34 protein-coding genes are annotated in these 24286 nt (G+C 61.3%); 2 read left to right on the top strand and 32 right to left on the bottom strand.

The features are described from left to right. Nucleotides 1–53: 53 nt before the first annotated feature. From GNP00_RS13110 to tuf, 24 genes are all read right to left on the bottom strand, one after another. Entirely contained in the window at nt 54–638 is a 585-nt protein-coding gene (locus GNP00_RS13110; protein ID WP_011580995.1) for an adenylate kinase, read from the bottom strand. Then, the gene (secY, locus tag GNP00_RS13105) at nt 635–1975 is read right to left on the bottom strand and encodes a preprotein translocase subunit SecY (RefSeq protein WP_166016081.1); all 1341 of its coding nucleotides are present in this window, start codon (nt 1973–1975) and stop codon (nt 635–637) included. Before secY ends, GNP00_RS13110 begins: the two co-directional genes overlap by 4 nt. A 234-nt stretch (nt 1976–2209) precedes the next feature. Continuing rightward, the gene (gene rplO / locus GNP00_RS13100; RefSeq protein WP_011580997.1) at nt 2210–2677 is read right to left on the bottom strand and encodes a 50S ribosomal protein L15; all 468 of its coding nucleotides are present in this window, start codon (nt 2675–2677) and stop codon (nt 2210–2212) included. Nucleotides 2678–2696: 19 nt separating this feature from the next. Beyond that, nucleotides 2697–2897, bottom strand: coding sequence for a 50S ribosomal protein L30 (rpmD, locus tag GNP00_RS13095; protein WP_011580998.1), 201 nt, complete (start codon nt 2895–2897; stop codon nt 2697–2699). A gap of 62 nt (nt 2898–2959) precedes the next feature. Next, nucleotides 2960–3517: a 30S ribosomal protein S5 gene (gene rpsE / locus GNP00_RS13090; RefSeq protein WP_011580999.1), complete on the bottom strand. Its 558-nt coding sequence runs from the start codon at nt 3515–3517 to the stop codon at nt 2960–2962. A gap of 69 nt (nt 3518–3586) precedes the next feature. Continuing rightward, a complete protein-coding gene (rplR, locus tag GNP00_RS13085; RefSeq protein ID WP_011581000.1) occupies nt 3587–3946 on the bottom strand; it encodes a 50S ribosomal protein L18 in 360 nt (119 codons plus the stop codon). An 11-nt stretch (nt 3947–3957) separates the two neighbouring features. Beyond that, nucleotides 3958–4491, bottom strand: coding sequence for a 50S ribosomal protein L6 (rplF, locus tag GNP00_RS13080; protein WP_011581001.1), 534 nt, complete (start codon nt 4489–4491; stop codon nt 3958–3960). 37 nt (nt 4492–4528) lie between these two features. Beyond that, nucleotides 4529–4927, bottom strand: coding sequence for a 30S ribosomal protein S8 (rpsH, locus tag GNP00_RS13075; RefSeq protein WP_011581002.1), 399 nt, complete (start codon nt 4925–4927; stop codon nt 4529–4531). 12 nt (nt 4928–4939) lie between these two features. Continuing rightward, a complete protein-coding gene (rpsN, locus tag GNP00_RS13070) occupies nt 4940–5245 on the bottom strand; it encodes a 30S ribosomal protein S14 (protein WP_011581003.1) in 306 nt (101 codons plus the stop codon). Nucleotides 5246–5273: 28 nt separating this feature from the next. Next, nucleotides 5274–5831: a 50S ribosomal protein L5 gene (gene rplE / locus GNP00_RS13065; protein ID WP_011581004.1), complete on the bottom strand. Its 558-nt coding sequence runs from the start codon at nt 5829–5831 to the stop codon at nt 5274–5276. Next, nucleotides 5824–6138, bottom strand: coding sequence for a 50S ribosomal protein L24 (gene rplX / locus GNP00_RS13060; protein WP_011581005.1), 315 nt, complete (start codon nt 6136–6138; stop codon nt 5824–5826). The genes rplE and rplX overlap by 8 nt, the downstream gene beginning before the upstream one ends. Nucleotides 6139–6151: 13 nt before the next feature. Continuing rightward, on the bottom strand, nt 6152–6520 hold the full coding sequence (rplN, locus tag GNP00_RS13055) for a 50S ribosomal protein L14 (RefSeq protein ID WP_011581006.1): 369 nt from the start codon (nt 6518–6520) through the stop codon (nt 6152–6154). Between the two features lie 68 nt (nt 6521–6588). Next, nucleotides 6589–6831, bottom strand: coding sequence for a 30S ribosomal protein S17 (gene rpsQ / locus GNP00_RS13050; protein WP_011581007.1), 243 nt, complete (start codon nt 6829–6831; stop codon nt 6589–6591). Between the two features lie 12 nt (nt 6832–6843). Then, on the bottom strand, nt 6844–7044 hold the full coding sequence (rpmC, locus tag GNP00_RS13045) for a 50S ribosomal protein L29 (RefSeq protein WP_011581008.1): 201 nt from the start codon (nt 7042–7044) through the stop codon (nt 6844–6846). A gap of 13 nt (nt 7045–7057) precedes the next feature. Then, nucleotides 7058–7471: a 50S ribosomal protein L16 gene (gene rplP / locus GNP00_RS13040; protein ID WP_011581009.1), complete on the bottom strand. Its 414-nt coding sequence runs from the start codon at nt 7469–7471 to the stop codon at nt 7058–7060. Between the two features lie 24 nt (nt 7472–7495). Further along, nucleotides 7496–8203: a 30S ribosomal protein S3 gene (gene rpsC, locus GNP00_RS13035; protein WP_011581010.1), complete on the bottom strand. Its 708-nt coding sequence runs from the start codon at nt 8201–8203 to the stop codon at nt 7496–7498. Continuing rightward, nucleotides 8203–8592 (bottom strand): 50S ribosomal protein L22, encoded by a 390-nt coding sequence (gene rplV / locus GNP00_RS13030; RefSeq protein ID WP_166016079.1) that lies wholly within the window; start codon nt 8590–8592, stop codon nt 8203–8205. The genes rpsC and rplV overlap by 1 nt, the downstream gene beginning before the upstream one ends. Before the next feature lie 2 nt (nt 8593–8594). Then, nucleotides 8595–8873 carry a 30S ribosomal protein S19 gene (gene rpsS, locus GNP00_RS13025; protein WP_011581012.1) on the bottom strand — a complete coding sequence of 93 codons (279 nt, stop codon included), beginning with the start codon at nt 8871–8873 and terminating at the stop codon, nt 8595–8597. A 16-nt stretch (nt 8874–8889) separates the two neighbouring features. Beyond that, nucleotides 8890–9726 carry a 50S ribosomal protein L2 gene (gene rplB / locus GNP00_RS13020; RefSeq protein ID WP_011581013.1) on the bottom strand — a complete coding sequence of 279 codons (837 nt, stop codon included), beginning with the start codon at nt 9724–9726 and terminating at the stop codon, nt 8890–8892. Between the two features lie 20 nt (nt 9727–9746). Continuing rightward, on the bottom strand, nt 9747–10040 hold the full coding sequence (locus GNP00_RS13015; protein ID WP_011581014.1) for a 50S ribosomal protein L23: 294 nt from the start codon (nt 10038–10040) through the stop codon (nt 9747–9749). Then, nucleotides 10037–10657, bottom strand: coding sequence for a 50S ribosomal protein L4 (rplD, locus tag GNP00_RS13010; protein WP_011581015.1), 621 nt, complete (start codon nt 10655–10657; stop codon nt 10037–10039). Before rplD ends, GNP00_RS13015 begins: the two co-directional genes overlap by 4 nt. Further along, nucleotides 10657–11385, bottom strand: a complete 729-nt coding sequence (gene rplC / locus GNP00_RS13005) for a 50S ribosomal protein L3 (RefSeq protein WP_011581016.1) — start codon at nt 11383–11385, stop codon at nt 10657–10659. The genes rplD and rplC overlap by 1 nt, the downstream gene beginning before the upstream one ends. A 76-nt stretch (nt 11386–11461) precedes the next feature. After that, nucleotides 11462–11770 (bottom strand): 30S ribosomal protein S10, encoded by a 309-nt coding sequence (rpsJ, locus tag GNP00_RS13000; RefSeq protein WP_011581017.1) that lies wholly within the window; start codon nt 11768–11770, stop codon nt 11462–11464. Nucleotides 11771–11835: 65 nt separating this feature from the next. Further along, nucleotides 11836–13011 (bottom strand): elongation factor Tu, encoded by a 1176-nt coding sequence (tuf, locus tag GNP00_RS12995; protein WP_011581018.1) that lies wholly within the window; start codon nt 13009–13011, stop codon nt 11836–11838. 252 nt (nt 13012–13263) lie between these two features. Between tuf and GNP00_RS12990 the strand changes: the two genes are divergently transcribed. Then, nucleotides 13264–13899 carry an exopolysaccharide biosynthesis protein gene (locus GNP00_RS12990; protein ID WP_425482950.1) on the top strand — a complete coding sequence of 212 codons (636 nt, stop codon included), beginning with the start codon at nt 13264–13266 and terminating at the stop codon, nt 13897–13899. A gap of 58 nt (nt 13900–13957) precedes the next feature. Here the strand turns inward: GNP00_RS12990 and idaA are convergent, their stop codons facing one another. Then, nucleotides 13958–15073, bottom strand: a complete 1116-nt coding sequence (gene idaA / locus GNP00_RS12985) for an iminodiacetate oxidase IdaA (RefSeq protein WP_011581163.1) — start codon at nt 15071–15073, stop codon at nt 13958–13960. A gap of 306 nt (nt 15074–15379) precedes the next feature. Here idaA and GNP00_RS12980 point away from each other — a divergent pair, with 306 nt between their 5' ends. Beyond that, nucleotides 15380–16120 carry an FCD domain-containing protein gene (locus GNP00_RS12980; protein WP_011581164.1) on the top strand — a complete coding sequence of 247 codons (741 nt, stop codon included), beginning with the start codon at nt 15380–15382 and terminating at the stop codon, nt 16118–16120. 30 nt (nt 16121–16150) lie between these two features. Here the strand turns inward: GNP00_RS12980 and emoB are convergent, their stop codons facing one another. The 7 genes from emoB to GNP00_RS12945 all read right to left on the bottom strand — a co-directional run bounded on the left by emoB (nt 16151) and on the right by GNP00_RS12945 (nt 24260). Beyond that, complete coding sequence (gene emoB, locus GNP00_RS12975) at nt 16151–16744, bottom strand: NADH-dependent FMN oxidoreductase EmoB (RefSeq protein ID WP_011581165.1); 594 nt, start codon at nt 16742–16744, stop codon at nt 16151–16153. A 112-nt stretch (nt 16745–16856) separates the two neighbouring features. Next, a complete protein-coding gene (emoA, locus tag GNP00_RS12970) occupies nt 16857–18149 on the bottom strand; it encodes an FMNH-dependent EDTA monooxygenase EmoA (protein WP_011581166.1) in 1293 nt (430 codons plus the stop codon). Further along, on the bottom strand, nt 18149–19969 hold the full coding sequence (locus GNP00_RS12965; RefSeq protein ID WP_011581167.1) for an ABC transporter ATP-binding protein: 1821 nt from the start codon (nt 19967–19969) through the stop codon (nt 18149–18151). The genes emoA and GNP00_RS12965 overlap by 1 nt, the downstream gene beginning before the upstream one ends. An 8-nt stretch (nt 19970–19977) precedes the next feature. Continuing rightward, nucleotides 19978–20877, bottom strand: coding sequence for an ABC transporter permease (locus tag GNP00_RS12960; protein ID WP_011581168.1), 900 nt, complete (start codon nt 20875–20877; stop codon nt 19978–19980). Continuing rightward, nucleotides 20867–21847, bottom strand: a complete 981-nt coding sequence (locus tag GNP00_RS12955) for an ABC transporter permease (protein ID WP_011581169.1) — start codon at nt 21845–21847, stop codon at nt 20867–20869. The genes GNP00_RS12960 and GNP00_RS12955 overlap by 11 nt, the downstream gene beginning before the upstream one ends. A 91-nt stretch (nt 21848–21938) precedes the next feature. Then, nucleotides 21939–23630 carry an ABC transporter family substrate-binding protein gene (locus GNP00_RS12950; protein ID WP_011581170.1) on the bottom strand — a complete coding sequence of 564 codons (1692 nt, stop codon included), beginning with the start codon at nt 23628–23630 and terminating at the stop codon, nt 21939–21941. 279 nt (nt 23631–23909) lie between these two features. Continuing rightward, nucleotides 23910–24260, bottom strand: coding sequence for a RidA family protein (locus GNP00_RS12945; RefSeq protein ID WP_011581171.1), 351 nt, complete (start codon nt 24258–24260; stop codon nt 23910–23912). Between the last annotated feature and the right edge of the window lie 26 nt (nt 24261–24286).

Raw genomic sequence — 24286 nt, 5'->3', positions numbered from 1 at the left:
AACCGCGATTGCCCGGCAGGGCTCGCGTTCCGCTGCCCTGACCCTGCAAGGGATTACGCCTTTGCCAGGATCCCTTCGATCTGCCGCGTCACCTCATCGATCGAGGCCATGCCGTCGACGCCCTTCAGCAGGCCCTTTGCATAATAATACCCGACCAGCGGCGCCGTCTTTTTGTAATATTCGCGCAGGCGCTCCTCGAAGACCTCCGGATTGTCATCACGGCGCACCGGCTGGCCCGCGGCTTGTGCGTCTTCCGCCCGCTTCATGATCCGGCCAACCAACGCCTTATCGTCGACCACGAGTTCGATGACCGCGTCAAGCTTCAGGCCGCGCTCGCCGAGCATCGCTTCGACCGCATCGGCCTGCGCCAGCGTACGTGGATAGCCGTCTAGAATGAAACCATTCGCGCAGTCGGGCTGATCAATCCGTTCCGCCACGATGGCGTTGACGATGGCGTCGGACACGAGCTCGCCCGCATCCATCACCGCCTTGGCCTTCTTGCCGATCTCGGTCTCGGCCTTCACCGCAGCGCGCAGCATATCTCCCGTGGAGAGTTGCGGAATGTGCAGCTTTTCAACCAGGATCTGCGCTTGGGTTCCCTTGCCCGCCCCCGGCGGCCCGAGAAGTATAAGCCTCATCGTCCCCTCTTGCCCCCCCGGAGTTTCGATTTCTTGATCAGACCTTCATACTGGTGAGCGATCAAGTGCCCCTGAACCTGCGCCACCGTATCGAGCGTGACGCTGACGACGATCAAAAGCGACGTGCCGCCGAGATAGAAGGGCACACCGGTCGCCGAGATCAAAAACTCCGGAAGCAGACACACCAGGACGAGATAAATGGCGCCAACCACGGTAATGCGGGTCAACACGTAATCGATATATTCCGCCGTGCGCTCGCCCGGACGATAGCCTGGGATAAAACCCGAATGCTTCTTCAGCTGATCGGCCGTGTCTTTGGGATTGAAGACGATGGCCGTGTAAAAAAAGGCGAAGAAAGCGATCAGCGCCGCATAAAGGATCATATAAAGCGGCTGTCCGTGACCGAGCGTGGCAAGAAGAGTGCCTGCCCAGCCGGGAAGCTGCGTCGTATCCGAGAAGCCTGCCATGGTTGCCGGCAAAAGCAGCAGCGAGGAGGCGAAGATCGGCGGAATGACACCGGCGGTGTTCAGCTTCAGCGGCAGGTGGGAGGTATCGCCCTGGAACATGCGGTTGCCGACCTGGCGCTTTGGATACTGGATCAGGAGCCGGCGCTGGGCGCGTTCGAAAAAGACGATCACGCCGATAACGACGATAGCGATCACGATAATGGCAAGGATCAGGCCCGTGGACATTGCGCCCGTGCGGCCGAGTTCCAGCGTTCCCCCGATCGCGGTCGGCAGGCCGGCAACGATGCCGGAGAAGATGATGAGCGATATACCGTTGCCGATACCGCGCGCCGTGATCTGCTCACCCAGCCACATCAGGAACATGGTGCCGCCGACCAGCGTGATGACGGCGGAAATGCGGAAGAACCAGCCGGGATCGGCAACGATGTTCTGTCCGCCCTCAAGCCCGATGGCGATGCCATAGGCCTGCACCGTGGCAAGAAGCACGGTGCCGTAACGGGTATATTGGTTGATGACCTTGCGGCCCTGCTCGCCTTCCTTCTTGAGCTGCTCCAGCGAAGGCACGACGGAAGTGAGCAACTGCATGATGATGGACGCGGAAATGTAGGGCATGATGCCCAGCGCGAAGATCGCCATGCGTTCGACCGCGCCGCCCGCGAACATGTTGAACATGCCGAGCACGCCGCCAGATTGCTGCTGGAAGGCTTGAGCGAAGGCATCCGGGTTGATGCCAGGCATTGGGATATAGGTGCCGAGGCGATAAATGAGCAGCGCGCCGAGCGTGAACCAGATGCGCTTCTTAAGATCCTCCGCCTTGGCGAAGGCCGCAAAATTCAAATTCGAGGCAAGTTGCTCGGCTGCCGATGCCATGAAGAATTCTCCGCTTCGTCACGCTTATGCGCGACTGGAAAAGTGAACGCCCTTACCCGACAGCGCCGAAAGAACAGAACAACCGCGCTGGGAGCACCGAGCCGCTCACTCCTGGGCGGATCACGCAGCAAATCGGCCGAGACCGCTTTGTGCATGGTGCCGAAACCCGAGATAGGCCCGGGACGGACTGGATGCAAGCGGCGGATTGTCCCTACCGCCGCTTGCTCATGATCTTCAGGCCGCTTTTTCCGGCAACTTGACCGAACCGCCTGCCTTCTCGATCTTTTCCACAGCCGATTTGGAGGCACCGGCAACGTCCAGCGTCACCTTTGCCGTGATCTCACCGCCGGAAAGCACCCGCACACCGTCCTTCAGACGGCGAATCACGCCGGCATTGAGCAAGGCAGCGCCGTCGATCGTCGCCGCTGCATCGAGCTTGTTGGCATCGATTGCAGCCTGGATGCGGCCGAGGGAGACCTCGTTGTAGTCCTTGCCGAAAATATTGGTGAAACCGCGTTTCGGCAGGCGCCGGTAGAGCGGCATCTGGCCGCCTTCGAAGCCCTTGATGGCAACACCCGAGCGCGACTTCTGTCCCTTGACGCCGCGGCCGCCGGTCTTGCCGGAGCCGGAGCCGATACCGCGCCCGACCCGCTTGCGGGCCTTTGTTGCGCCTTCAGCGTCCCTGAGTTCGTTGAGTTTCATGATCTCTCGTCCCGCTCTCTCAGGCCTCGTCGACGACGCGCACGAGGTGCTCTACCTTGGCGATCATGCCGCGCACCGAAGGCGTGTCCTCCAGCGTCGAGCGGCGATGCAGTTTGTTAAGCCCCAGGCCGACTAGCGTCGCGCGCTGCTCCTTGGGGCGGCGGATGGGGCTTCCGATCTGCTCGACCGTGATCGTCTTGCCCTTCTTCTTCTCAGCCATCTTCATCAATCCTCAAAGCCCGGCGGCTCCCCTGCCCTCTCGGTGAGAAGCCGCGTCCAGCCCTATTCCTCGGTTGCGACGGCAGTGCCGCGGCGCGCCTGCAGGGTCGAATACTTAATACCGCGTTGGGCGGCGATGTCCTTCGGGTGCATCTGGCGCTTCAGCGCGTCGAAAGTCGCCCGTACCATGTTGTACGGGTTGGACGATCCAAGCGACTTGGCCACCACGTCCTGTACGCCCAGAGTCTCGAAGACGGCGCGCATCGGGCCGCCGGCGATGATCCCAGTGCCGGGCTTGGCGGCGCGCATCAGCACGCGGCCGGCGCCATGATGGCCGCCAACGTCATGATGAAGGGTACGGCCTTCGCGCAGTGGCACGAAGATCAAATCGCGCTTGGCGCTCTCGGTAGCCTTGCGAATGGCCTCCGGCACCTCGCGGGCCTTGCCATGTCCGAAGCCCACGCGGCCTTTCTGATCACCGACCACGACGAGTGCTGCGAAGCCGAAACGGCGGCCGCCCTTGACCACCTTGGCAACGCGGTTGATGTGAACGAGCTTGTCGACGAACTCGCTGTCGCGCTCTTCGCGCTCCCTGCGGTCGTCCCTACGTGGCTGTGCCATTGTCCTTGTCCTTGTTCTTTTCCGGTAGCACGGGTTGAGGAAAACTCCGGGCTTTTCGCCCGAAGCGGCTTAAAATTCCAGCCCGCCCTCGCGGGCGGCATCAGCCAGCGCCTTAACGCGGCCGTGATAGATGTAGGGACCCCGGTCGAACACGACTTTGTCGATGCCGGCCTTCTTGGCGCGTTCGGCGATCAGCTTGCCAACCACTCCAGCGGCATCGACGTCGGCTCCGGTCTTGAGCTTTTCCCTCAGGTCCTTGTCCAGCGATGAGGCCGCCGCAAGCGTGTGGCCTTTCACATCATCGATCACCTGGGCATAGATATGCTTCGACGAACGGTAAACCGAAAGCCGCGGCCGCTCGGTGGCAACCGCCTTCAACTTTCGGCGGACGCGCCCGGCGCGCCGCGTAACGGATACTTTCGACACCATGGCTCGCGTCCTTACTTCTTCTTGCCTTCCTTACGGACGATCGTCTCGCCCGCGTATTTCACGCCCTTGCCCTTGTAAGGCTCCGGCCCACGATACTTGCGGATCTCGGCAGCAACCTGCCCCACGACCTGCTTATCGATGCCGCTAACGACGATTTCCGTCGGCTTCGGCACGGTGATCGTGATTCCCGTCGGGGGCTCATAGCTCACATCGTGGCTGAAGCCCAGCGAAAGCTGCAGGTTCTTGCCCTGCATCGCCGCGCGGTATCCGACGCCGTTGATCTCCAGCCGCTTCTCAAAGCCGTCCTTCACGCCGGTGAGGATGTTGGCGATCTGAGTGCGGGACATGCCCCACTTCGAACGGGCCATCTTCGACTCGTTGCGCGGATCGACGGCGATCGCACCGTCTTCCAACTTCACCAGCACATCGTCGTTAACGACGAACTTCAGTTCGCCCTTCGGTCCCTTGGCTGTAACCACCTGGCCATCGACATTTGCTGTCACGCCCTGTGGCACCGGAACCGGCTTCTTGCCTATACGAGACATTGCTCTGTCCTCGTTCTCTGTCTGTCGTCCAGCCGGATCAGAAAATCTGGCAGAGGAACTCTCCGCCGACATTCTTCTCGCGGGCCTCGTGGTCAGCCATCACACCCTTGGGGGTCGATAGGATCGCGATACCAAGGCCGTTGGCGACATGCGGAATCGACTTCACCGATACGTAAACACGGCGGCCGGGCTTCGAAACGCGCGCGATCTCACGGATGACCGGGGCGCCCTCGAGGTATTTAAGCTGGATTTCCAGCTCCGACTTGCCGTTGTCGTAATCGACCTGCGTGTAATCGCGGATATAGCCTTCCGCCTTCATCACGTCGAGCACCCGGGCACGCAACCGCGACGCCGGCGTGGAGACCGTGGTCTTCTTGCGCCCGATCGCATTGCGAATGCGGGTCAGCATATCGCCGAGAGGATCATTCACGGACATAGGTCGCCTCCCTTACCAGCTGGATTTGACAAGACCAGGGATAAGCCCCTGGCTGCCCAGCTCGCGAAGCGCGATACGCGACATCTTGAGCTTGCGATAAAAAGCACGCGGCCGGCCGGTGACTTCGCAGCGGTTGCGGATGCGCGTTTTGGACGAGTTGCGCGGAAGCGCGGCAAGCTGAAGCTGCGCCTTGAAGCGCTCCTCCATGGGCTTGCCCTGGTCCATGACGATGGCCTTTAGAGCCGCACGCTTGTTGGCGTAACGGTCGGCCATCTTCCGGCGCCGATTGTTCTTCTCGACTGCGCTAGTCTTTGCCATATGAAAATTTCCTTTTTCTCGCCTGCCGTTACTGCCGGAACGGGAAGTTGAAAGCCTTCAACAAGGCGCGCGCCTCGTCGTCGGTCTTGGCGGTCGTACAGACGATGATGTCCATTCCCCAGATCTGATCGACTTTATCGTAGTTGATCTCGGGGAACACGATGTGCTCCTTGATGCCCATGGCGAAGTTGCCGTGGCCGTCGAAGCTCTTGGGGCTCAAGCCCCGGAAGTCGCGGACGCGCGGGAGCGCAACATTCACGAGCCTGTCCAGGAACTCGTACATGCGGTCCTTGCGCAGGGTCACCTTGGCGCCGATGGGCATGCCCTCGCGCACCTTGAAACCGGCAATCGAATTGCGCGCCCGGGTAATAACCGCCTTCTGGCCGGCGATCAGCGCGAGGTCCTCGGCGGCTACCGACGGCTTCTTGGAATCGCCCGTCGCCTCTCCGACCCCCATATTGATAACGACCTTATCGATGCGCGGAACCTGCATCTCGTTTTCATACTTGAAGGTCTCGAGGAGCTGCTTTCGGATCGCTTCCTCATAGTGCTTCTTCAAGCGTGGCTGGTATCCTGCCTTAGCCATCGATCAATTCTCCTGAGCGCTTCGCCACGCGCACCTTCTTGCCGTCTTCCTGGATCTTGAAGCCCACTCGGGTCGGCTTGCCATCCTTGGGATCGGCCAGCGCCAGATTCGATACATGGATCGGCGCCTCTTTTGTTATGATGCCGCCTTCAGCCTGAGGCGTTTGCTTCTGATGCCTGCGCACCAGATTAACGCCACGCACCAGCGCGCGGTCTTCCTTCGGCATCATCTTCAAAACTTCGCCCGTACGGCCTTTATCGCGGCCGGAGAGCACGACAACCTTGTCGCCTTTTTTGATCTTCTGCATTTCTCCGGCTCCTTTAGAGAACTTCCGGCGCCAACGAGATAATCTTCATGTGGTTCTTGGCGCGCAGCTCGCGCGGAACCGGTCCGAAGATACGGGTGCCGATCGGTTCTCTCTTATTGTCCACCAGAACGGCGGCATTGCTGTCAAAGCGGATGACGCTCCCATCGGGACGGCGAATATCCTTGGCGGTGCGAACCACCACCGCCTTCATCACGTCGCCCTTCTTCACGCGGCCGCGCGGGATGGCCTCCTTGACCGAAACGACGATGATGTCGCCGACGGAGGCATATTTCCGCTTCGAGCCGCCGAGCACCTTGATGCACATGACACGACGGGCGCCGGAATTATCCGCCACGTCGAGGTTTGTTTGCATCTGAATCATGACTGGCCGCCTTCTATTCTCTTTTCCGGGTGTCAGGCTTCAAACCGCCTTCCCCGCCTGTTCCAAATTTACTGTGCCTGATTCTCGTTCACCACGACCCAGCACTTATCCTTGGAGATCGGGCGCGTCTCCTGGATCAGCACTACGTCGCCGACCTTGCACATATTGTTCTCGTCATGTGCCTTGTACCGCTTGGAGCGCCGCACCGTCTTCTTGAGAAGCGGGTGCGCGAACCGGCGCTCGACGCGGACGACAACGGTCTTGTCGTTCTTGTCGCTCACCACGGTGCCCTGCAAAACGCGCTTTGGCATTCTCGCTTTTCCTTAGGCCTTCTTGCCGGCCGATTTCTCGGCGGCGATTGTCTTGATGCGCGCAATGTCACGGCGAATTTGCTTCACCCGCGCGGTTTTCTCGAGCTGTCCCGTCGCTTTCTGGAAGCGAAGATTGAACTGCTCCTTCTTCAGGTTCGCCAGCTCATCGTCGAGCTGGTCGGTCGTCATCGCCCTTACGTCAGCGGCCTTCATGGCGTTGCCTCTCCTACTCTGCGATGCGCTGAATGAAGCGCGTCTTGATCGGGAGCTTTGCGGCACCGAGCCTCAACGCCTCGCGCGCTATATCCTCGGCAACGCCGTCGATCTCGAACATGATACGGCCAGGCTTCACCCGGCAGGCCCAGAACTCGACCGACCCCTTGCCCTTACCCATACGAACCTCGGTGGGCTTCGCGGTTACCGGAACGTCCGGGAACACACGGATCCACACCCGTCCCTGGCGCTTCATCTGGCGCGTGATGGCACGGCGGGCAGCCTCGATCTGGCGCGCTGTGACACGCTCCGGTTCCAAGGCCTTCAAGCCGAAAGCCCCGAAGTTCAGGTCCGTTCCGCCCTTCGCCGCGCCGTGGATCCGGCCTTTGAACTGCTTACGGAATTTCGTGCGCTTTGGTTGCAGCATCTTTATCTACTCCAAAATTCCGGCTCAGGCGTTCTCGCGGCGGCGCTGGCCGCCGCCGTCACCGGCACCCTCGACCGCTCGGCGCTCAGAAGCCATCGGGTCATGCTCCAGGATCTCGCCCTTGAAGACCCAAACCTTCACGCCGCAGACGCCGTAAGCAGTCTTTGCCTCGGCTGTGCCGTAATCGATGTCGGCGCGCAACGTATGCAGCGGCACGCGGCCCTCGCGGTACCATTCGATACGCGCGATCTCGGCGCCGCCCAGACGGCCGGTGCAGTTGATGCGGATGCCTTCCGCGCCGAGGCGCATGGCCGACTGCACCGCGCGCTTCATGGCGCGGCGGAAAGCGACGCGGCGCTCCAGCTGCTGGGCAATCGACTGAGCGATCAAACGCGCGTCGATCTCGGGCTTGCGCACTTCCACAATGTTCAAATGCGTCTCCGCATTCGTCATCTGCGTGATCTTGCGGCGCAGCTTCTCGATATCCGCACCCTTCTTGCCGATGATGAGGCCCGGGCGCGCCGAATGGATCGTCACGCGGCACTTCTTGTGCGGACGCTCGATCACCACCTTCGAAATCGCAGCCTGCTTCAGCTCGTTCTCGATATAAGTGCGGATCTTCAGATCCTCGTGCAGCAGTTGGCCATACTCGTTGGTATTCGCAAACCAGCGCGAATCCCAGGTGCGGTTAATGCCGAGACGGAGACCGATCGGGTTGACTTTCTGGCCCATCAGGCGGCCTCCACTTGCTCTTCGACTTCGCGGACGACGATCGTCAGATGCGAAAAGGGTTTCTCGATGCGATTGACACGGCCACGGCCGCGGGCGTGAAAGCGCTTCATGACGATCGACTTGCCGACATAGGCCTCAGCCACCACCAGCGCGTCTACATCCAGATTGTGGTTGTTCTCCGCGTTGGCTATCGCCGACTCGAGCGTCCTCTTCACCGTATCCGCGATCCGCTTGCGCGAGAATTCGAGGTCAGCGAGTGCGGTCGCTACCTTCTTGCCGCGGATCAGCGCAGCAACGAGGTTCAGCTTCTGCGGGCTGACGCGGATCGTGCGCAGAACTGCGCGCGCTTCGTTGTCCGCAAGCCTGCGCGGCGCTTTGGCCTTGCCCATGGTTACTTCCTCTTTGCCTTCTTGTCCGCGCCGTGGCCGTAATAGGTGCGGGTCGGAGCGAACTCACCGAGTTTGTGGCCCACCATCTCTTCCGAGACGGATACCGGAATATGCTTCTGGCCGTTATAGACGCCGAAGGTGAGGCCCACGAACTGGGGCAGGATCGTGGAGCGCCGGCTCCAGGTCTTGATCACTTCCTTGCGGCCGCTTTCGCGGCTTTTGTCGGCCTTCTTCAACAGATAGCCGTCGACGAACGGGCCTTTCCAGACTGAACGGGACACTTGCCGTTACCTTTCCTTAGCTCTTGCGCTGATGGCGCGAGCGCATGATGAACTTGTCGGTCGCCTTATTGGACCGGGTCTTGCGGCCCTTGGTGGGCTTGCCCCACGGACTGACCGGATGCCGGCCACCGGAGGTGCGGCCTTCACCGCCGCCGTGCGGGTGGTCGACAGGGTTCATGGTGACGCCGCGATTGTGCGGACGCTTGCCGAGCCACCGCTTGCGGCCGGCCTTGCCGAGGCTCACATTCGCGTGGTCCGGATTGGAGACCGCGCCGACCGTCGCCATGCAGGTGCCGGACACGAGGCGCTGCTCGCCGGAGTTAAGCCTCAGGATCGCCATGCCCTGGTCGCGGCCGACGAGCTGGGCGTAGGAACCGGCCGAACGCGCAATCTGGCCACCCTTGCCCGGCTTCAGCTCCACATTGTGCACGATCGTGCCGACGGGCATCGCAGCCAATGGCATCGCGTTGCCCGGCTTCACGTCCACACTCTGCGCAGAGGAGATCACGCGATCGCCTGCAGCCAGGCGCTGCGGCGCCAGGATGTAGGAGAGTTCACCGTCATCATAGCGCACCAGCGCGATGAAGCCTGTCCGGTTCGGATCGTATTCCAGGCGCTCGATGACGCCGGAGACGTCGAACTTACGGCGCTTGAAATCAATCAGGCGGTAAGTGCGCTTGTGACCGCCACCCTGGAAACGGGCCGTGATGCGGCCGTAATTGTTGCGCCCGCCTTTGGACGTCAAACCCACAGTCAACCCCTTGACGGGCTTGCCCTTGTGAAGGCCGGAGCGATCCACGATCACCAGCTGGCGCTGGCCCGGCGTTACCGGCTTATAATTCTTGAGTGCCATGTCTTAATCCTCGCGGCCTCTCAAAGACCCGTCGCGACGTCTATGGATTGGCCCTCGGCCAGCGTCACGATCGCCTTTTTCACGTCGCTCTGCCGTCCGACGGTGCCGCGGAAACGCTTCACCTTGCCCTTGCGCACCAGCGTGTTCACACCGGTGACCTTGACGTTGAAGAGAGCCTCCACCGCCGCCTTGATCTCCGGCTTTGTCGCCTTGCGGGCCACATTGAAGACGACCTGGTTGTTCTCCGAGGCCATCGTCGACTTTTCCGTGATCGCCGGGCTCACGATCACGTCGTAATGGCGAAGATCCGTCATTTGAACCGCTCCTCGAGGGCCTCGACCGCAGCCTTGGAAAGCACCAGGGTACCGCGGCGCAGGATGTCGTAGACGTTGATGCCCTGGATCGGCAGCACGTCGATATTCGGAATGTTGGCGGCCGCGCGCTTGAAACCGGCGTCGATCTCGGCGCCGCCGATCATGAGAGCGTTGGTCACTCCAAGCTTGGCGAAGCTCTCGACCAGCGCCTTGGTCTTCGCCTCCTTGATTGCCAGATCGTCGACAATGATGAGGTTAGCCGACTTGGCCTTGGCCGAAAGCGCATGCTTCAAGCCCAGTGCCCGCACCTTCTTCGGCAGGTCATGGGCATGGCTGTGCGGCACCGGGCCATGAGCCTTGCCGCCGCCCCGGAACTGCGGAGCGCGCGCCGACGAATGGCGGGCGCGACCCGTGCCCTTCTGGCGGTACATCTTGGCGCCGGTACGGGCGATCTCCGCGCGGCCTTTGGCCTTGTGGGTGCCCTGCTGGCGCTTGGCCAGCTGCCAGCGCACCACGCGATGAAGAATGTCTTCACGCGGGTCGAGCCCGAAGATCTCGTCTGAGACCTCAACTTTGCCGGCATCCTTGCCCGCCAGGGTGGTTACCTTCAGATCCATCACTCTGCCCCCTCGCCGGCGGCGGTTGCTGCAGCCTTCTCGGCATTGTTGTTGCTGGCGCGGATGGCAGCCGGAAGCGGCGCCTCCTTGGGCAGCGGCGCCTTCACGGCATCGCGCACCATGATCCACGATCCCTTCGAGCCCGGAACGGCGCCGCGGACCAGGATCAGGCCGCGCTCGGTGTCGGTTGAAACGACTTCCAGGTTCTGCGTCGTCACGCGGCGGTCGCCCATATGGCCGGCCATCTTCTTGCCCTTGAACACCTTGCCGGGGTCCTGGCGCTGACCGGTCGAGCCGTGCGTGCGGTGCGAAACGGAGTTACCGTGGGTGGCCCGGCCACCGCCGAAATTGTGGCGCTTCATGACACCCTGGAAACCCTTGCCGATGGAGGTTCCCGTCACATCCACCTTCTGGCCCGGCACGAAATGATCAGCCGTGATCTCCGCGCCCACGTCGAGCAGGTTTTCCGGGGATACGCGGAATTCCGCCACTTTCGCCTTCGGCTCCACGCTTGCAGCAGCAAAATGGCCGCGCAAAGCTTTGGACGTGTTTTTGACCTTGGCCAGCCCGACACCGAGCTGAACAGCGGTATAGCCGTTCTTTTCCTCGGTACGCTGGGCGACGACCTGGCAGTTTTCCATGCGCAGAACCGTGACGGGAATGTGCTCGCCCGTCTCATTGTAGACGCGCGTCATCCCGATCTTCTGTGCGATAACACCTGAACGCATCGGTTCGATTTCCTTTCAGACTTCCCGCCTACCGGCTCTCGCCTCGCGCGGGGTCCTGTCCTCTTTCTTCCGCCTCTTAGAGCTTGATCTCGACATCGACACCGGCGGCGAGATCGAGCTTCATCAGCGCGTCCACCGTTTGCGGAGTCGGATCCACAATGTCGAGAAGGCGCTTGTGAGTGCGCATCTCGAACTGCTCGCGGCTCTTCTTGTCGATATGCGTCGAGCGGTTCACCGTGAACTTCTCGATCCGCGTCGGCAGCGGGATGGGGCCGCGGACATTCGCGCCGGTGCGCTTGGCCGTGGACACGATCTCACGCGTGGAGGCGTCGAGCACCCGGTGGTCGAACGCTTTGAGGCGGATACGGATATTTTGTCCGTTCATTCTTCAGTTCCTCGTTCGGCTTGCGGCGCGGGCTAAGCCAGCGCCGCGCCGGATGCCTTGCCTCTTTACTCTGTGATGCTGGCGACGATGCCGGCCCCGACGGTGCGGCCGCCTTCGCGGATGGCGAAGCGCAGGCGCTCCTCCATGGCGATCGGCACGATCAGCGTCACGTCCATCGTCACATTGTCGCCCGGCATCACCATCTCCGTGCCTTCCGGCAGCGTCACGACGCCCGTCACGTCCGTCGTGCGGAAATAGAATTGCGGCCGGTAGTTGGTGAAGAACGGCGTGTGGCGCCCGCCCTCCTCCTTGGTCAGGATATAGGCCTCGGCCTTGAACTTCGTGTGCGGGGTCACCGAGCCCGGCTTGGCAAGAACCTGCCCGCGCTCGACGCCCTCACGGTCGATGCCGCGCAAAAGCGCGCCGATATTGTCGCCCGCCTGCCCCTGGTCGAGCAGCTTGCGGAACATCTCCACGCCCGTCACCGTCGTCTTCGAGGTCGGACGGATGCCGACGATCTCGACTTCCTCGCCCACCTTCACAACGCCGCGCTCAACGCGCCCCGTCACCACCGTGCCGCGGCCCGAAATCGAGAACACGTCCTCGATAGGCATCAGGAACGGCTGGTCGATCGGACGCTCCGGCGTCGGGATGTACTTGTCGACCTCGGCCATCAGCTGGCGCACCGCGTCCTCGCCGATCTCCTTGTTCGAATCCTCAAGCGCCGCAAGCGCCGAGCCCTTGACGATCGGAATGTCGTCGCCCGGGAACTCGTATTTCGACAGAAGCTCGCGGATCTCCAGCTCCACCAGCTCCAGAAGCTCCGGGTCGTCCACCTGGTCAACCTTGTTCAGGAACACCACGATCGCCGGAACGCCCACCTGGCGCGCAAGAAGAATGTGCTCGCGCGTCTGCGGCATCGGGCCGTCGGCGGCCGAAACAACAAGGATCGCGCCGTCCATCTGCGCCGCGCCCGTGATCATGTTCTTCACATAGTCCGCGTGGCCGGGGCAGTCCACATGCGCGTAGTGCCGGTTCTCCGTCTCGTATTCCACATGCGCCGTCGAGATCGTGATGCCGCGCGCCTTTTCCTCAGGCGCCGCGTCAATCTGATCGTAAGCCTTGAACTCACCGAAATACTTCGTGATCGCGGCCGTCAGAGACGTCTTCCCATGGTCGACGTGACCAATCGTCCCGATGTTCACATGCGGCTTCGTGCGCTCAAATTTACCTTTGGCCATCTCAGATTCCCTTGGGCGGCGTAGTTGTGGACTTTGGTTGCGGGGCGATTAACGACAAAGACCGCAAAAAACAAGTCCCTATCGCCTATAGGCTCGCGGCTTCGGTTATCCCGCGGCCAAAAATCCGCGAAAGTTTATCCGCTTCGGGAATGAAAGTCTTAAGACGGCTGCGTCAAATTCAGGTCACCAAAACAGGATAGACCGGTGCCGTTGCAGCAGGTCTTACGAGAGAAGGTGATGCTGGAAAGCAGGATGGGGGAAGAAGCCGCCGCTAGAAAGGGCCGCAAATCGCCGCGCCGCTTCTCCCGGCTGCTGCAGGCAATGGCGGAGGATACGGCGCGCGAGCGCATATCCGTCAACGATCTGGTCGTCGCGATGGGCGACCGCGCCTTTGGCGCGCTCATGCTCGTCTTCGCTCTTCCCAATGTGCTGCCCACGCCGCCGGGAACCTCTGGCCTGCTCGGCTTGCCTCTCGTCTATCTTGCCGCCCAGCTCATGCTGGGACAGCGCCCCTGGCTGCCGAAATTCATTGGAAGCCGTTCGATCCGGCGCGAGGATTTTGCAGCATTCATCGAGCGTGCGGCGCCGTGGCTGCGCCGTGCCGAACGCCTGCTGCGCCCGCGCCTGGTATTTCTCGTAAGTCCGGCCGCGGAGCGTCTGGTCGGAGCCGTCTGCCTGGTGCTCGCGATCGTCCTTTTTCTGCCGGTTCCGCTTGGCAACATGCTGCCGGCCCTCTCTATCTCCGTTTTCTCCTTTGGGATTCTCGGCCGAGATGGTCTTTGGGTCATCTGCGGCGTCCTTCTCGCCGTAATCTCTGCCGTTGTCGCGGGCGGCGTGGTCTTCGCGCTGGTCAAAGGGGCGATCTTCGTCCTCACCAGGCGGTTCTAGCCCCAAAGCCGGTATCGGTTTCGGAGGCACGGTGGACACTAACGACGCCAAGGCTTGGTCAGCCGGCTTCAGGCCCCGTGGGGCTATAACGCTCCAGGGGAACCTCGGCGGGCTCGCCCATCACCACGCCGGCCAGCAGATGACCGGCAAAGGGGCCTACCGTCAAACCTGAGGCTCCGAGACCATTGCCGATCGTGAGGCCGGCGATTTGCGGTACGCGTCCAAGGATCGGTCTCATGGCGGAGCCCGCCGGCCGAAAACCTACCCGCGTTTCAATATGAGTGGCGTCAGCAAGCCCCGGTGCGATGCCAAGTCCTGCCTGCAGCACCTCCAATTGGCCTCTCGCGGTCACGCGGTAATCGAAACCTGAACCGTCCTCGCGCGTTGCCCCGACCACAACGCGCGAGTCATCGAAGGCTAGCATATAGTAGCTGTTCATCGGCAGGACGACCGGCCATCCGCTCGTGGCTACGCCCGGCAGATGCAGATGAATAATCTGCCCCTTTTGAGGCACAACTGGATGACGGAGCCCGAGCAGCGCCAGGATCTGCGCTGCCCATGCGCCGGCGGTCACGATAATTTCGTCGGCGGGAATGGGCCTGCCATCGCTGCCAAGGCATTCCGCGCGTCCATCATTCAGGCGCAAGGAGACATAATCGTTCCGCAAGGTCGCGCCCGACGAAATGGCAACGCGCAGCATTGACGCGGCAAGCAGCCTGCCATCGACCCGCGCGCCGCCGGGAATGTGGATTGCTTCCAGATCGTCACGCAGCGGAGGGAACAACCTTTTCGCCTCGCCAGCACCGAGCCGTCGCACAGTGCCCGCTTCGGGTGCATCTTTGATGCGGCGGCTAATCCGGCCCTCGATCGTGTCGAGCCGTGCCCTGTCTTCGGCCAGCACGAGCGCGCCTACCCTACTATAGCCAAGCTCCGTCTCACCTTGCCCCCTGAGTTCCTCGATCAGCGTGCCGTAATAGCGAGCGCCCCGGGCATAGAGTAGATACCAGTCTGGATCGTCCGCCTCCGTTGCCCAGGGACAGACGACTCCGGCGCCCGCCAAAGTCGCCTTGCCCGGATGATTTTGATCGATGATTTCCACCTGCGCCCCGAGGCGGGCTAGGTGGTAGGCAGCACTCGCTCCAAGAATTCCTGCGCCAATGATCAGCACACGCATGCGTTTCACGACCAATGTTTGAGTGACGAGTCAAGGAATACTGCCGACGATACTTGGCAGGGGTGATTTTCCAACGGCCAGCGACGGAAAACCTCGGCAGGAGACGGAAAATTCCCACCCTGTGGGAAGGTTCAAGGCAGCTTGAACAAAAAGTCGCGGCTCACCTCCTAGGCCGATATTAGGCAATTCACGGATGGTCGGCCACGGGGGGATTTTTGTGCATACTCTATTGAACACAGAATGGTATGCTTAGAAATAGAATCAGACCGTCACACGTTCAATGATGGCAGACAGGGAGAACGGCCGGTGCATTCCAACAGCAAGCGCAGCGTAAAAAACGCGACGCGCCCGAAGCACAGCAATCCCGACGCTGGACAAAAGAGCGGCAGCATCACGGATCGTGTCTATGAGGAGGTCAAGCTGATGGCGATGACCTACCGCTTCCGGCCCGGCGAACGGATCAACGAGGTCCTCCTTGCGGAACAGCTGCAGGTGAGCCGCACGCCGCTTCGCGAAGCGCTGAACCGCCTGTCCTCCGAAGGCTATATCAGCGTCGCTCCCAATCGCGGCTTTATCGGCCGCGAGTTGGATCCAACCGAAATTCAGGGGCTATTCGAGCTTCGCTCCATTCTCGAGCAAGGGATCGTGCGTCTGGCCTGTGAGCGCGCAAGCGATGAGGAGCTTGAGGCGCTGAAGCTCTTCGCAGACGACCAGGCGGCAAATTGGAGGGAGAAGCCGACCTTACAGAACCCCCGCGATGACGAGGAGTTTCACTTGCGCATTGCGAGAATGACGGGCAACGCAGAGTTGGTGAAGGCACTCGAGCAGATCAATGGGCGCATTCATTTTGTGCGCTGGATCGACTTACGCCTGCGCCCCCCTCCTCCCGGTGTCCGTCACAACGGCGAATTCATCGATATGCTGATGCGGCGCGATGCGGACGCCTGTGCAAAGCGTATCGCCACCATGATCAACCGCCGCTATGACGAGATTGTCGAGGTTATTCGAGCCGGCATCGCCGACATCTATGTTGGAGCCGAATTCTAACGCGCAAGATTTGGCGCAGTTCAAGTGATGTCAGGCCGCGCGCGTCGCATCGAGCGAGGGGCGTGGGTGACCCAGATGCCGCGTCGAAGGCTCCGACGACAGCGAAAGACGGAAATGATCGATGGCGTTGTTGAGCTGCGACGCCACGTCGTCCTCAACGGCCAGTTTTCCATCGACGACGGAAAACTGGGACTGCACGAGGAAAAAGCTCTGCACCACATGGCGTACGCCCATCGAGTGCAGGACGGGCCGCAATCCGTAATCTAGGGCGAGCACATGCGCAGGGCTGCCGCCTGTGGCAAGCGGCAGCGCAGCCTTCCCGGCAAGAGCGAACTGCGGGAGGATGTCGAGAAAAGCCTTCAGCAGACCCGTATAAGAAGCCTTGTAGATCGGCGTCGCCACGATGAGCCCGTCCGCGTTGCAGGTGGCATCCACTGCTTCCTTGAGCTTGGCATTGCTCAAGTCGCCGCGGAGCAACGCCTTCGGATCGAGGTCGATGACGTGAATATGCCTGCCTTGCGAGTCGCTTCGCGCCAAAACGTGTGCCAGAGCATACTCTGCCAGCTTAGCAGTGGTTGAGTTGCGCGATGGACTGCCGGAGATAGCCACGATGGAGTAGGTCATTTCCGCTTCCTCTTAAACGCATGGGTGGCATCCACTCACAGCCCAAATAAAGCATACAATTTTGTATTTGTAAATGTATGCAGATGTGGAACAAACCATGATTTTCGCTTGGTCAACCTAGCGGATTTCGAGGCAAACCCAACCTCTCACGCAAGGTCGACTCGGTGTAGCTGCGGGGAAAAACGCCTCGCGACTGCAGGATCGGTACGACCTGATCGACAAAAATCTCCAGAGCGTCGGGTAGCAGCGGGGCATTGATCACAAATCCATCCGCCGCCTCGTCTTGCCACCAATCGATGAGACGGTCGGCGACCTGATCCGGCGTGCCCGCAATCAGCCGCATGCGCAAAGCCAGTTGCCGCAGTGAAAGCTTCTCGTCGAGAGCGACGTCGACCATGGATTTCAGGATGCCGATCGGCGTGGCGGACTCCTTCGGAAGATTGAAGTCCTTCTCCTGCAGCACCTGGTCAACGTTGATCCTTTCAAGATCAATGCCCAATTGCTTCGACAGCGCCTCGATCCGCTGCTCGGCCGGATCGAGCCCGGCTTCGTACTCGGCGACGAGCCGCTTGACCTCTGCCTCGGTCGACCCGATCAGCGGCACAAAGCTCGGCAGGACCAGCGTGGAGCCCTCGGGGCGGCCCTGCGCGCGAGCGGCCGCTCGCGCCTCGGCGACGAAGCGCCGGCCGGCCGGCTTGCTCCCCAGGAACGCATAGATGATCTCGCCGAAACGGCTGGCGAGCCTTTTGCCCTGGTCCGAGCCGCCTGCCTGCACGACCACCGGCGGGCCGTAAGGCGGCAAAGGCACGTTGAGGGGACCCGCAACCTTGAAATATTTCCCCTCATGGTTGATCGGCATCACTTCGCCGAACGGATTTGGATTGGGGCCGATCGCCTCATCCCACGGGAATTTCCAGCTGTTCCAAAGGCCATGGACAACCTCCAGGAACTCTTCCGCCCGCTCATAGCGATTGTCATGTGTGGCAATCGCGGCGCCGTAGTTGGCCGCGACGGCGGGGTTGGCGGTTGTGACCGCGTTCCAGCCGATGCGGCCGCCCGAAAGCAGGTTCACCGAGGCGATTTGCCTGGCGAGCGTGTAGGGCAGGCTGAAGCTGGTGGAGGCAGTCACAATCCCGCCGATGTCTGGCACGCGGCCTGTGATCGCTGCCGCAAGCACGATAGGGTCGAACGGATACTCAGGACGAACCTTCGGGTTGGGGGTTAGTTGCGGCTGGTCGGCTAGAAAGAAGGCATCGATCCGGCCGCGCCGGGCGATCTCGGCGCTGCGGATATAATTCTCCAGGTCAAAGATCCTCGCCCGGTTTCCCCGGCCCTCATTCCAGGAATTGGGGAGAACCCCCGAGGAGTTCAGCCAGCTGACAAGATACATCCTGCGTTTGCGCATTAAGAGGCCTCCTGGGTTCTGCCGCCAAAAAGACGCCGCCACATTCCGGTCCGTTCGACCGGCGTGATCGGGCTGGCAAGGGTGTCGCTATTGAAGACGATCCGCTCGCGCCGACGCTCCGTCCTCGGGTCTGGGATCGGAACCGCCGAAAGCAGCGCGCGTGTGTAGGGGTGCTTCGGATTGCGGAAGAGCTCGTCGACCCGGCCGCGCTCGACGATGCGGCCGCGATACATCACGATCACGGAATGGGCGATCTCAGCGACCACCGAAAGATCGTGCGAGACGAAGAGGTAGGAAAGGTTGAGGTCCTTCTGCAGTTCTTTGAGAAGCGTCAGCACCTCTGCCTGAATAGACACGTCGAGAGAGGAGACGGGCTCGTCGAGCACCAGGAGCCGCGGATACAGCATCAGCGCACGCGCGATGGCGATGCGCTGGCGCTGCCCGCCGGAGAATTCGTTGGGATAGCGCGCGGCGTGCTCCGGCTTGAGGTGCACCCGCTCGAGCAGCTCCATGACGCGGCGCTCAGCGAGCTTGCGATCCATTCGGTTGATGACCGCCGGCTCCATCAGGATGTCCCTGACCGTCATCATCGGGTCTAGCGACGCATATGGATCCTGGAAGACCATCTGCACGCATTTGCGCATCCGCCGCCTATCGCGCGGCGGCATTCGGTGAACGTCCTGGCCATCGAACAGAATAGTGCCGTGGGTGATTGGCTCCAGGTTGAAAAGCGATCGGATGAGCGTCGTCTTTCCCGAACCCGACTCGCCGACGATGCCGAGCGTGGTGCCCGCCTCCACGTCGAGATCGACGCCGGCGACGGCCTTGATCACCCCCACCCTGCCCCGAATAACGCCGCGCGAATAGACGGGAAAATGCTTCCCGACATTCCGCATCGATAGGATCGGAGCTCCCTCAGCACCGACCTTCCTTTCAAAGGCTGAATGGATCACCTCGGCATCGGGCGCGACATCGCTGGGGGCACTCAGGTCAGGCGTGTGGTTCAATCGGGGGATGCTGTGGAGCAGCTTGCGTGTATAAGATGACGCTGGCTGGTAGAAAATCTCATCCACCGTGCCTTGCTCGACCACTTCGCCGCGCTGCATGACCGCGACGCGATCTGCACGGCCCGCCACCACACCAAGGTCGTGCGTTATGAGAAGCAGCGCCGCCCCGGTGAGCGCCTGTGCTTTCTTGAGCGCATCCAGCACCTGGGCCTGCACGGTCACGTCGAGCGCGGTGGTCGCTTCGTCGGCAATGATCAAATCGGGGTTGTTCGCCATCGCCATGGCGATGACTACGCGCTGGCGCATGCCGCCTGAAAGCTCGTGCGGATAGCTGTTCATACGCTCGCGCGCATGCGGGATGCCCATCGTTTCGAGAAGCTCCAGCGTGCGCTCGGCCATCTCCCTCTCGCTCAGCTTCTGGTGGGCCCTAATGCCTTCCCTGATCTGTGCGCCGATGGTGTAGACGGGGTTGAGCGACGTCATCGGATCCTGCGGCACGAGGCCGATGCGGCTGCCGCGCAGGGCCCGGCGCCGCTTCTCGGAGGCACCGAGCAGTTCCTCCCCGCGCCAGCGTATGGAGCCGGCCACGCGCGCGTTCCTGGGAAGGAGGCCCATGACGGCAAGCGCCGAGACCGACTTGCCCGAGCCGGATTCGCCGACCAGCGCCAGCACCTCGCCCGATCCGATAGACCAGCTTACGTCGCGCACTGCCTCGATCGGCTCTTCCCTGTGCCGGTCGAAGCTGACGGTAAGGCCGGAGACGCTGACCAGCGGCGCGCCGGTGCCGCCCGCGATATGGACGCTCTCGCTCATATGGGGCCTCATTTCCTCTGCTGCTTGGGATCGAGGGCGGCCCGCAAGCCGTCTCCGATGAAGGCCACGCAGAGCGCGATCAGGATGATGAAGAGCCCCGGGAAGTAGAAGAGCCAGGGGCGGGTAGAAATCGCACCTTGGGCCTGGTTGATCAGGAGCCCGAGCGAGGTGTCCGGAGGCTGCACGCCGAAGCCGAGGTAGGAAAGAGCGGTCTCCGACAATATGGCGCTCGCCACCAGCACCGTGGCCGCGACGATGATCGGCCCCACCGTGTTCGGAAGCAGGTGGCGGAAGATGATGCGCACCGGCCCCGCTCCGGCGATCTTCGCCGCGATGACGAATTCGCGCGTTCTAAGCGAGAGCACTACCGAGCGCACGACACGCGCCAGCACCGTCCATGAGAGGGTCGCCAGCACGAGCGCCACCAGCAGCCAGCCGTGCTCCCCGCCCTGAGACTGCCGGGCGAGGAAGGCGGCGACCGCCAGGAGTGGGAAAATCATGATGAGATCGACGATCCGCATCAGGAGCGAGTCCGCCCAGCCGCCGACATAGCCGGCGACCGCACCCCAGATCGAGCCGATCAGCGTGGCGAGCACCGCCACCGTTCCAGCGATGGAGAGCGAGCGCTGCGTGCCCCGCATCACGCCCGCCATGAGATCGTAGCCCAGATGATCGGTCCCGAAGGGATGCTCCCAGCTCGGCGGCGCCGACAGGTCGGACGTCGATACGGCATAGGAATATTTCCACAAGGGCCCGCCGGCGAAGGCGAAGAGCACGATCAGGATCAGGATGACGAGCGAGACGACTGATGCCTTGTAGCTAAAGAACTTGCGCGCAATGGCACGCCAGGGACGGTAGACCTGCTCCTGCGCAGGCGCCTGTCCTATTTCCACTGCTCTATCGCTCATAGCGGATGCGGGGGTCGAGGACGGCATAGAGGATATCCGCAATCAGATTGAAGACCATGATGATGAGACCGGCCACCAGCAGCCAGCCGAGAACGACATAGACGTCGTTGTTCTGGATTCCGGTGACGAGGAGGTCTCCCATCCCGCGCCATTGGAAGACCGTCTCGGTGACGACGGACTCGCCGAGAATGACGGCGCCGCCCGCAGCCACAACGGTAAGCATAGGCGCAAGCGAGGTTCGCAGGCCGTGCGCCAGCACCACGCGCGTCTCCGAAAGGCCCTTGGCCCTGGCAAGCTTCACATATTCGCTGTTTAACGCGTCGATTAGGGCCACACGGCCGTAGCGGCTCCATTTCCCGCAAGCCTGCATGGAAAGCGCGATCGTGGGGAGCGCCAGCACACCGATGAGAAGCAGCACCCGATCCCACGGTGTGCTCGCCGTCATGCCCGCGCCATCCCCGGACGTATAGAGCAGCCTGAACCCAAGCTCCTGATTGATGCTGATCGCCAGCCGCTTGAGCTGCAGCGCAAGCCAGAACACCGGCATCGATATCATCGCGACGGCGACGAAGCTGATAATATGGTCGGCCCAGGAAAACTGCAGCACTGCGCCGATAACCGACGCCGCGACAGCCATCAAGAATGCGAGCACGATGCCGAGCGCCAGGAGCCGCAGCGAAACACCAAGGCGCTTCACGAGCTCCGCACCGATATCGATATTGTGAATGCTCGGCCCGAAATCCCCGACGAACAGGCCGGAGAGCCACATCCAGTATCGGTCGAGAAGTGGCTGATCGAGCCTCAACTTGACCGCCATGGCGTGCAGCACCTCGGGCGGCGGAGGCGGCTGCATGGTCTTCAATCCCGCGAGCGGATCGCCGGAGAAGCTGATGACGACGAACATGAGAAAGCTGGCGATCAGCATCATCGGGATCATGACAAGCAGTCGCCTGACCAGATAGGCTAGCAAGCTCAACTCCCTGCAGCTTGGAAAATCATCGGCGGAACGATTTGGGTGAAGGGGCCGTCATGCCGGAAGCTGCCCGGCCCCTTCCGCCCATTCACTCCGCTAAACCCCATTCGGCCGTGTTGTAGGCCGGACCAAGTTGGTTCGGATTGTCGCGCAGGTTGAGGATCGCTTCCTTGTAGATCAGCGCCGTCGGCAACTGATAGATCGGGAATAGCGCCGCGTAATCCATCGCGAGCTCGTCGGCCTCGGACAGGATTGCGGCAGATTCCTCTATTGACGAGGCTGCCGCAGCCTTGCCGATGATCTCCTCGATTTTCGGATCATTGAAGCCGAAATAGTTCTGACGGGTATCCCTGAGGAAAATCTGCCCCGCCTTCACCGCGGGAAAGACCTGCTGCGAGAAATAGTTGAGGTGAAGGTCGAAATTGCCGCTCAGGAGATAGTCGGCGGTGGCGTTCGGGCCGGTCAACAAATCCGTCTTGAGGCCGAGCGGGGCGATATAGCCTGTGATCAGTCGTGCCATGTCGTTGGCCGCCGGATAGCCGGGCGGAAAGCTAAGCCGAAGCGTGGATACAGGCTTGCCGGAGGGATCCAGCAGACTGCCTCCGCTGAGCTTGTAGCCCGCCTCGGAGAGGATCCCCTTCGCCTTCTCCACGTCCCCCGTACCGTAGCCGCGCGCTCCCCTGCGGTCGGCATAACCTGCCTGGTTGGGCAGGAACATCACGCTGCCCATATGGGGCCAGTTGCGCAAATACGGATCAGCGGTCTTGGCCTTCAGGTCACCGGCGTCAATAGCCGTCAGAACCGCCTTGCGCAGCGCGATGTCGGACATCGGGCCGGCTTTGGAGTTGAGGCCCATGAAATACCAGTTGGCGGACGGATTCATCTGGAAATCGATGCCGAGATAATCGAGGCCCGCCGCCTGCTCGACCATGTCCTGGGTGGCGCCCTGCGGATAGATCACATCGACCTCGCCGTTTTCGAGCGCCGTCAGCTGCTGAGTTGAATCGGTGATGATCCGGAATTTCAGCTTGTCCAGATAAGGCCCTTTTTCGCCATACCATTTCGGATTTGGCACAAGCGTGACGAGTTGCCCCGGATCGAACGACTCGACCATGTAGGGTCCGCCCGACCAGGCCGGCACCTCATTGGAGAGGAAGTTGTTGTAGCTCTCCGCGATGTCGCCGTGCTTCTCGGCTAGATGAGCCGGATAGAGGAACATGAAAAGTCCTTGCCAGCCCAGGAACGGCTCGCTGAATGTCGCCGTCACGACTTTTCCGGTCTCGTCCTGCTCGAGCGTTTCGATGAAGTCGTGGCCATAGCTCGCATTGATCAGGCATTCCGGGCAGTCGCGGCGGTTTTGCGTCTTCCAGAAATAGATGAAGTCGTCGCCCGTTATCGGGACGCCGTCGCTCCACACCGCATCTTCCCTGATCCTGTAGACCACGGTTTGGGGATCGGTCGATGTAAGCTCGGCGCTCTCCAGGAGGTCGGTGTTCATCTTCAGGGTGAAGTCCGGCTGCACCATGAAAGCCGACGGAACGATTGGCAGCGTTACCGTGCGGACCACGGCGTTGTTGCCGAGGGCCGAGGTGACGTTCCAGTTGGTGATGTCGCGCGTGACTGCGAAGGTAACCTCACCGCCCTTTCCGGGCGTGCCCGAATTGACGGTCGTGATCAACTCCCCGGTGACCAAATTGTCCTGAGCAAGGACAGCGGTCGGCGCCGTCAACACTACCAATGCAGATAGAATTGTTGTTAGACCATGTAGTCGGATGTTCATGTATTACTCCCATCCATACGAGTACATATTTCTATTAACCCGATGCAAATCGGACCCGAATTGAGATTTTTTGTTGTACGACTTCTCAATACCGGATCACGACTGCGAGTGTTCCCCGTATTGTTTTTCAACACAATACGTTCTTCGCTGCGTTTTTACTGTTGCTTGTTTTGCAGCACGGCAAGCAGAGTTTCGTGAGATGACCGCCCTGTCAATGGAGCCACGGCTGGATTCCCGCATCGTAGGACCAGGCAGCCATTGACCGGCGGACCCGGATTCCTACGCAGTCTTGGCTGCGGACACGACCACCTCGATCAGGACGTTTTCGCCGAGGTCAGCGACGCCGATGGTCGCACGGGTGGGCAAAAGCTCACCGGGCAGCCATTCGAGCCAGGCCTCGTTCATTCCTTCCTTCTGCGAGAAATCGGAGATGTAGATCATCGCCGTGAGCAGATGCGCCTTTGAGGAGCCCACCTTTTGCAGCAGTTCGTCGATCTTGCGGCAGATCTGCTGTGTCTGGCCCTTCATGTCGACGCTCAGGTCATCGGCAATAAGGCCGCCAAAATAGAGCACCCTGTTGTGCTCGACCACCCGATGGTTGATGCGTGTCTGCATGTGACGCTTGATCATAACCTTCTCCTTCATTGTTCGCTGGT

The sequence above is a fragment of the Chelativorans multitrophicus genome, from assembly GCF_011317445.1.
In the GTDB taxonomy this organism is placed as follows: domain Bacteria; phylum Pseudomonadota; class Alphaproteobacteria; order Rhizobiales; family Rhizobiaceae; genus Chelativorans; species Chelativorans multitrophicus.
Note: the sequence above shows the minus strand (reverse complement) of the source record. Positions and strands in the feature narration are given on the sequence as shown.

Bases quoted from the DNA above. Each gene is read 5' to 3' on its own strand.
- tuf (WP_011581018.1), bottom strand. From the start codon at position 13,011: ATGGCCAAAGGTAAATTTGAGCGCACGAAGCCGCATGTGAACATCGGG.
- rplF (WP_011581001.1), bottom strand. From the start codon at position 4,491: ATGTCTCGTATAGGCAAGAAGCCGGTTCCGGTGCCACAGGGCGTGACA.
- rplX (WP_011581005.1), bottom strand. From the start codon at position 6,138: ATGCAGAAGATCAAAAAAGGCGACAAGGTTGTCGTGCTCTCCGGCCGC.
- rpsJ (WP_011581017.1), bottom strand. From the start codon at position 11,770: ATGAACGGACAAAATATCCGTATCCGCCTCAAAGCGTTCGACCACCGG.
- rpsC (WP_011581010.1), bottom strand. From the start codon at position 8,203: ATGGGCCAGAAAGTCAACCCGATCGGTCTCCGTCTCGGCATTAACCGC.
- emoB (WP_011581165.1), bottom strand. From the start codon at position 16,744: ATGACCTACTCCATCGTGGCTATCTCCGGCAGTCCATCGCGCAACTCA.
- rpsH (WP_011581002.1), bottom strand. From the start codon at position 4,927: ATGTCCGTGAATGATCCTCTCGGCGATATGCTGACCCGCATTCGCAAT.
- rplN (WP_011581006.1), bottom strand. From the start codon at position 6,520: ATGATTCAGATGCAAACAAACCTCGACGTGGCGGATAATTCCGGCGCC.
- rplB (WP_011581013.1), bottom strand. From the start codon at position 9,726: ATGGCACTCAAGAATTATAAGCCGGTAACGCCGGGCCAGCGCCAGCTG.
- rplO (WP_011580997.1), bottom strand. From the start codon at position 2,677: ATGAAACTCAACGAACTCAGGGACGCTGAAGGCGCAACAAAGGCCCGC.
- rplR (WP_011581000.1), bottom strand. From the start codon at position 3,946: ATGGTGTCGAAAGTATCCGTTACGCGGCGCGCCGGGCGCGTCCGCCGA.
- rpmD (WP_011580998.1), bottom strand. From the start codon at position 2,897: ATGGCTGAGAAGAAGAAGGGCAAGACGATCACGGTCGAGCAGATCGGA.
- GNP00_RS12960 (WP_011581168.1), bottom strand. From the start codon at position 20,877: ATGAGCGATAGAGCAGTGGAAATAGGACAGGCGCCTGCGCAGGAGCAG.
- GNP00_RS13015 (WP_011581014.1), bottom strand. From the start codon at position 10,040: ATGACGGATCTTCGCCATTACGACGTGATCGTGAGCCCGGCGATCACG.
- GNP00_RS12950 (WP_011581170.1), bottom strand. From the start codon at position 23,630: ATGAACATCCGACTACATGGTCTAACAACAATTCTATCTGCATTGGTA.
- secY (WP_166016081.1), bottom strand. From the start codon at position 1,975: ATGGCATCGGCAGCCGAGCAACTTGCCTCGAATTTGAATTTTGCGGCC.
- idaA (WP_011581163.1), bottom strand. From the start codon at position 15,073: ATGCGTGTGCTGATCATTGGCGCAGGAATTCTTGGAGCGAGTGCTGCC.
- rpsN (WP_011581003.1), bottom strand. From the start codon at position 5,245: ATGGCAAAGACTAGCGCAGTCGAGAAGAACAATCGGCGCCGGAAGATG.
- rplD (WP_011581015.1), bottom strand. From the start codon at position 10,657: ATGGATCTGAAGGTAACCACCCTGGCGGGCAAGGATGCCGGCAAAGTT.
- rpsE (WP_011580999.1), bottom strand. From the start codon at position 3,517: ATGGCACAGCCACGTAGGGACGACCGCAGGGAGCGCGAAGAGCGCGAC.
- rplC (WP_011581016.1), bottom strand. From the start codon at position 11,385: ATGCGTTCAGGTGTTATCGCACAGAAGATCGGGATGACGCGCGTCTAC.
- rpsQ (WP_011581007.1), bottom strand. From the start codon at position 6,831: ATGCCAAAGCGCGTTTTGCAGGGCACCGTGGTGAGCGACAAGAACGAC.
- GNP00_RS12945 (WP_011581171.1), bottom strand. From the start codon at position 24,260: ATGATCAAGCGTCACATGCAGACACGCATCAACCATCGGGTGGTCGAG.
- rplP (WP_011581009.1), bottom strand. From the start codon at position 7,471: ATGCTGCAACCAAAGCGCACGAAATTCCGTAAGCAGTTCAAAGGCCGG.
- rplE (WP_011581004.1), bottom strand. From the start codon at position 5,831: ATGGCTAAGGCAGGATACCAGCCACGCTTGAAGAAGCACTATGAGGAA.
- emoA (WP_011581166.1), bottom strand. From the start codon at position 18,149: ATGCGCAAACGCAGGATGTATCTTGTCAGCTGGCTGAACTCCTCGGGG.
- GNP00_RS12965 (WP_011581167.1), bottom strand. From the start codon at position 19,969: ATGAGCGAGAGCGTCCATATCGCGGGCGGCACCGGCGCGCCGCTGGTC.
- rplV (WP_166016079.1), bottom strand. From the start codon at position 8,592: ATGGGCAAGGCCAAAGCGCCGCGCAGGCTTGCGGACAACGAAGCGCGC.
- GNP00_RS12990 (WP_425482950.1), top strand. From the start codon at position 13,264: ATGGGGGAAGAAGCCGCCGCTAGAAAGGGCCGCAAATCGCCGCGCCGC.
- rpmC (WP_011581008.1), bottom strand. From the start codon at position 7,044: ATGAAGGCCGCTGACGTAAGGGCGATGACGACCGACCAGCTCGACGAT.
- GNP00_RS13110 (WP_011580995.1), bottom strand. From the start codon at position 638: ATGAGGCTTATACTTCTCGGGCCGCCGGGGGCGGGCAAGGGAACCCAA.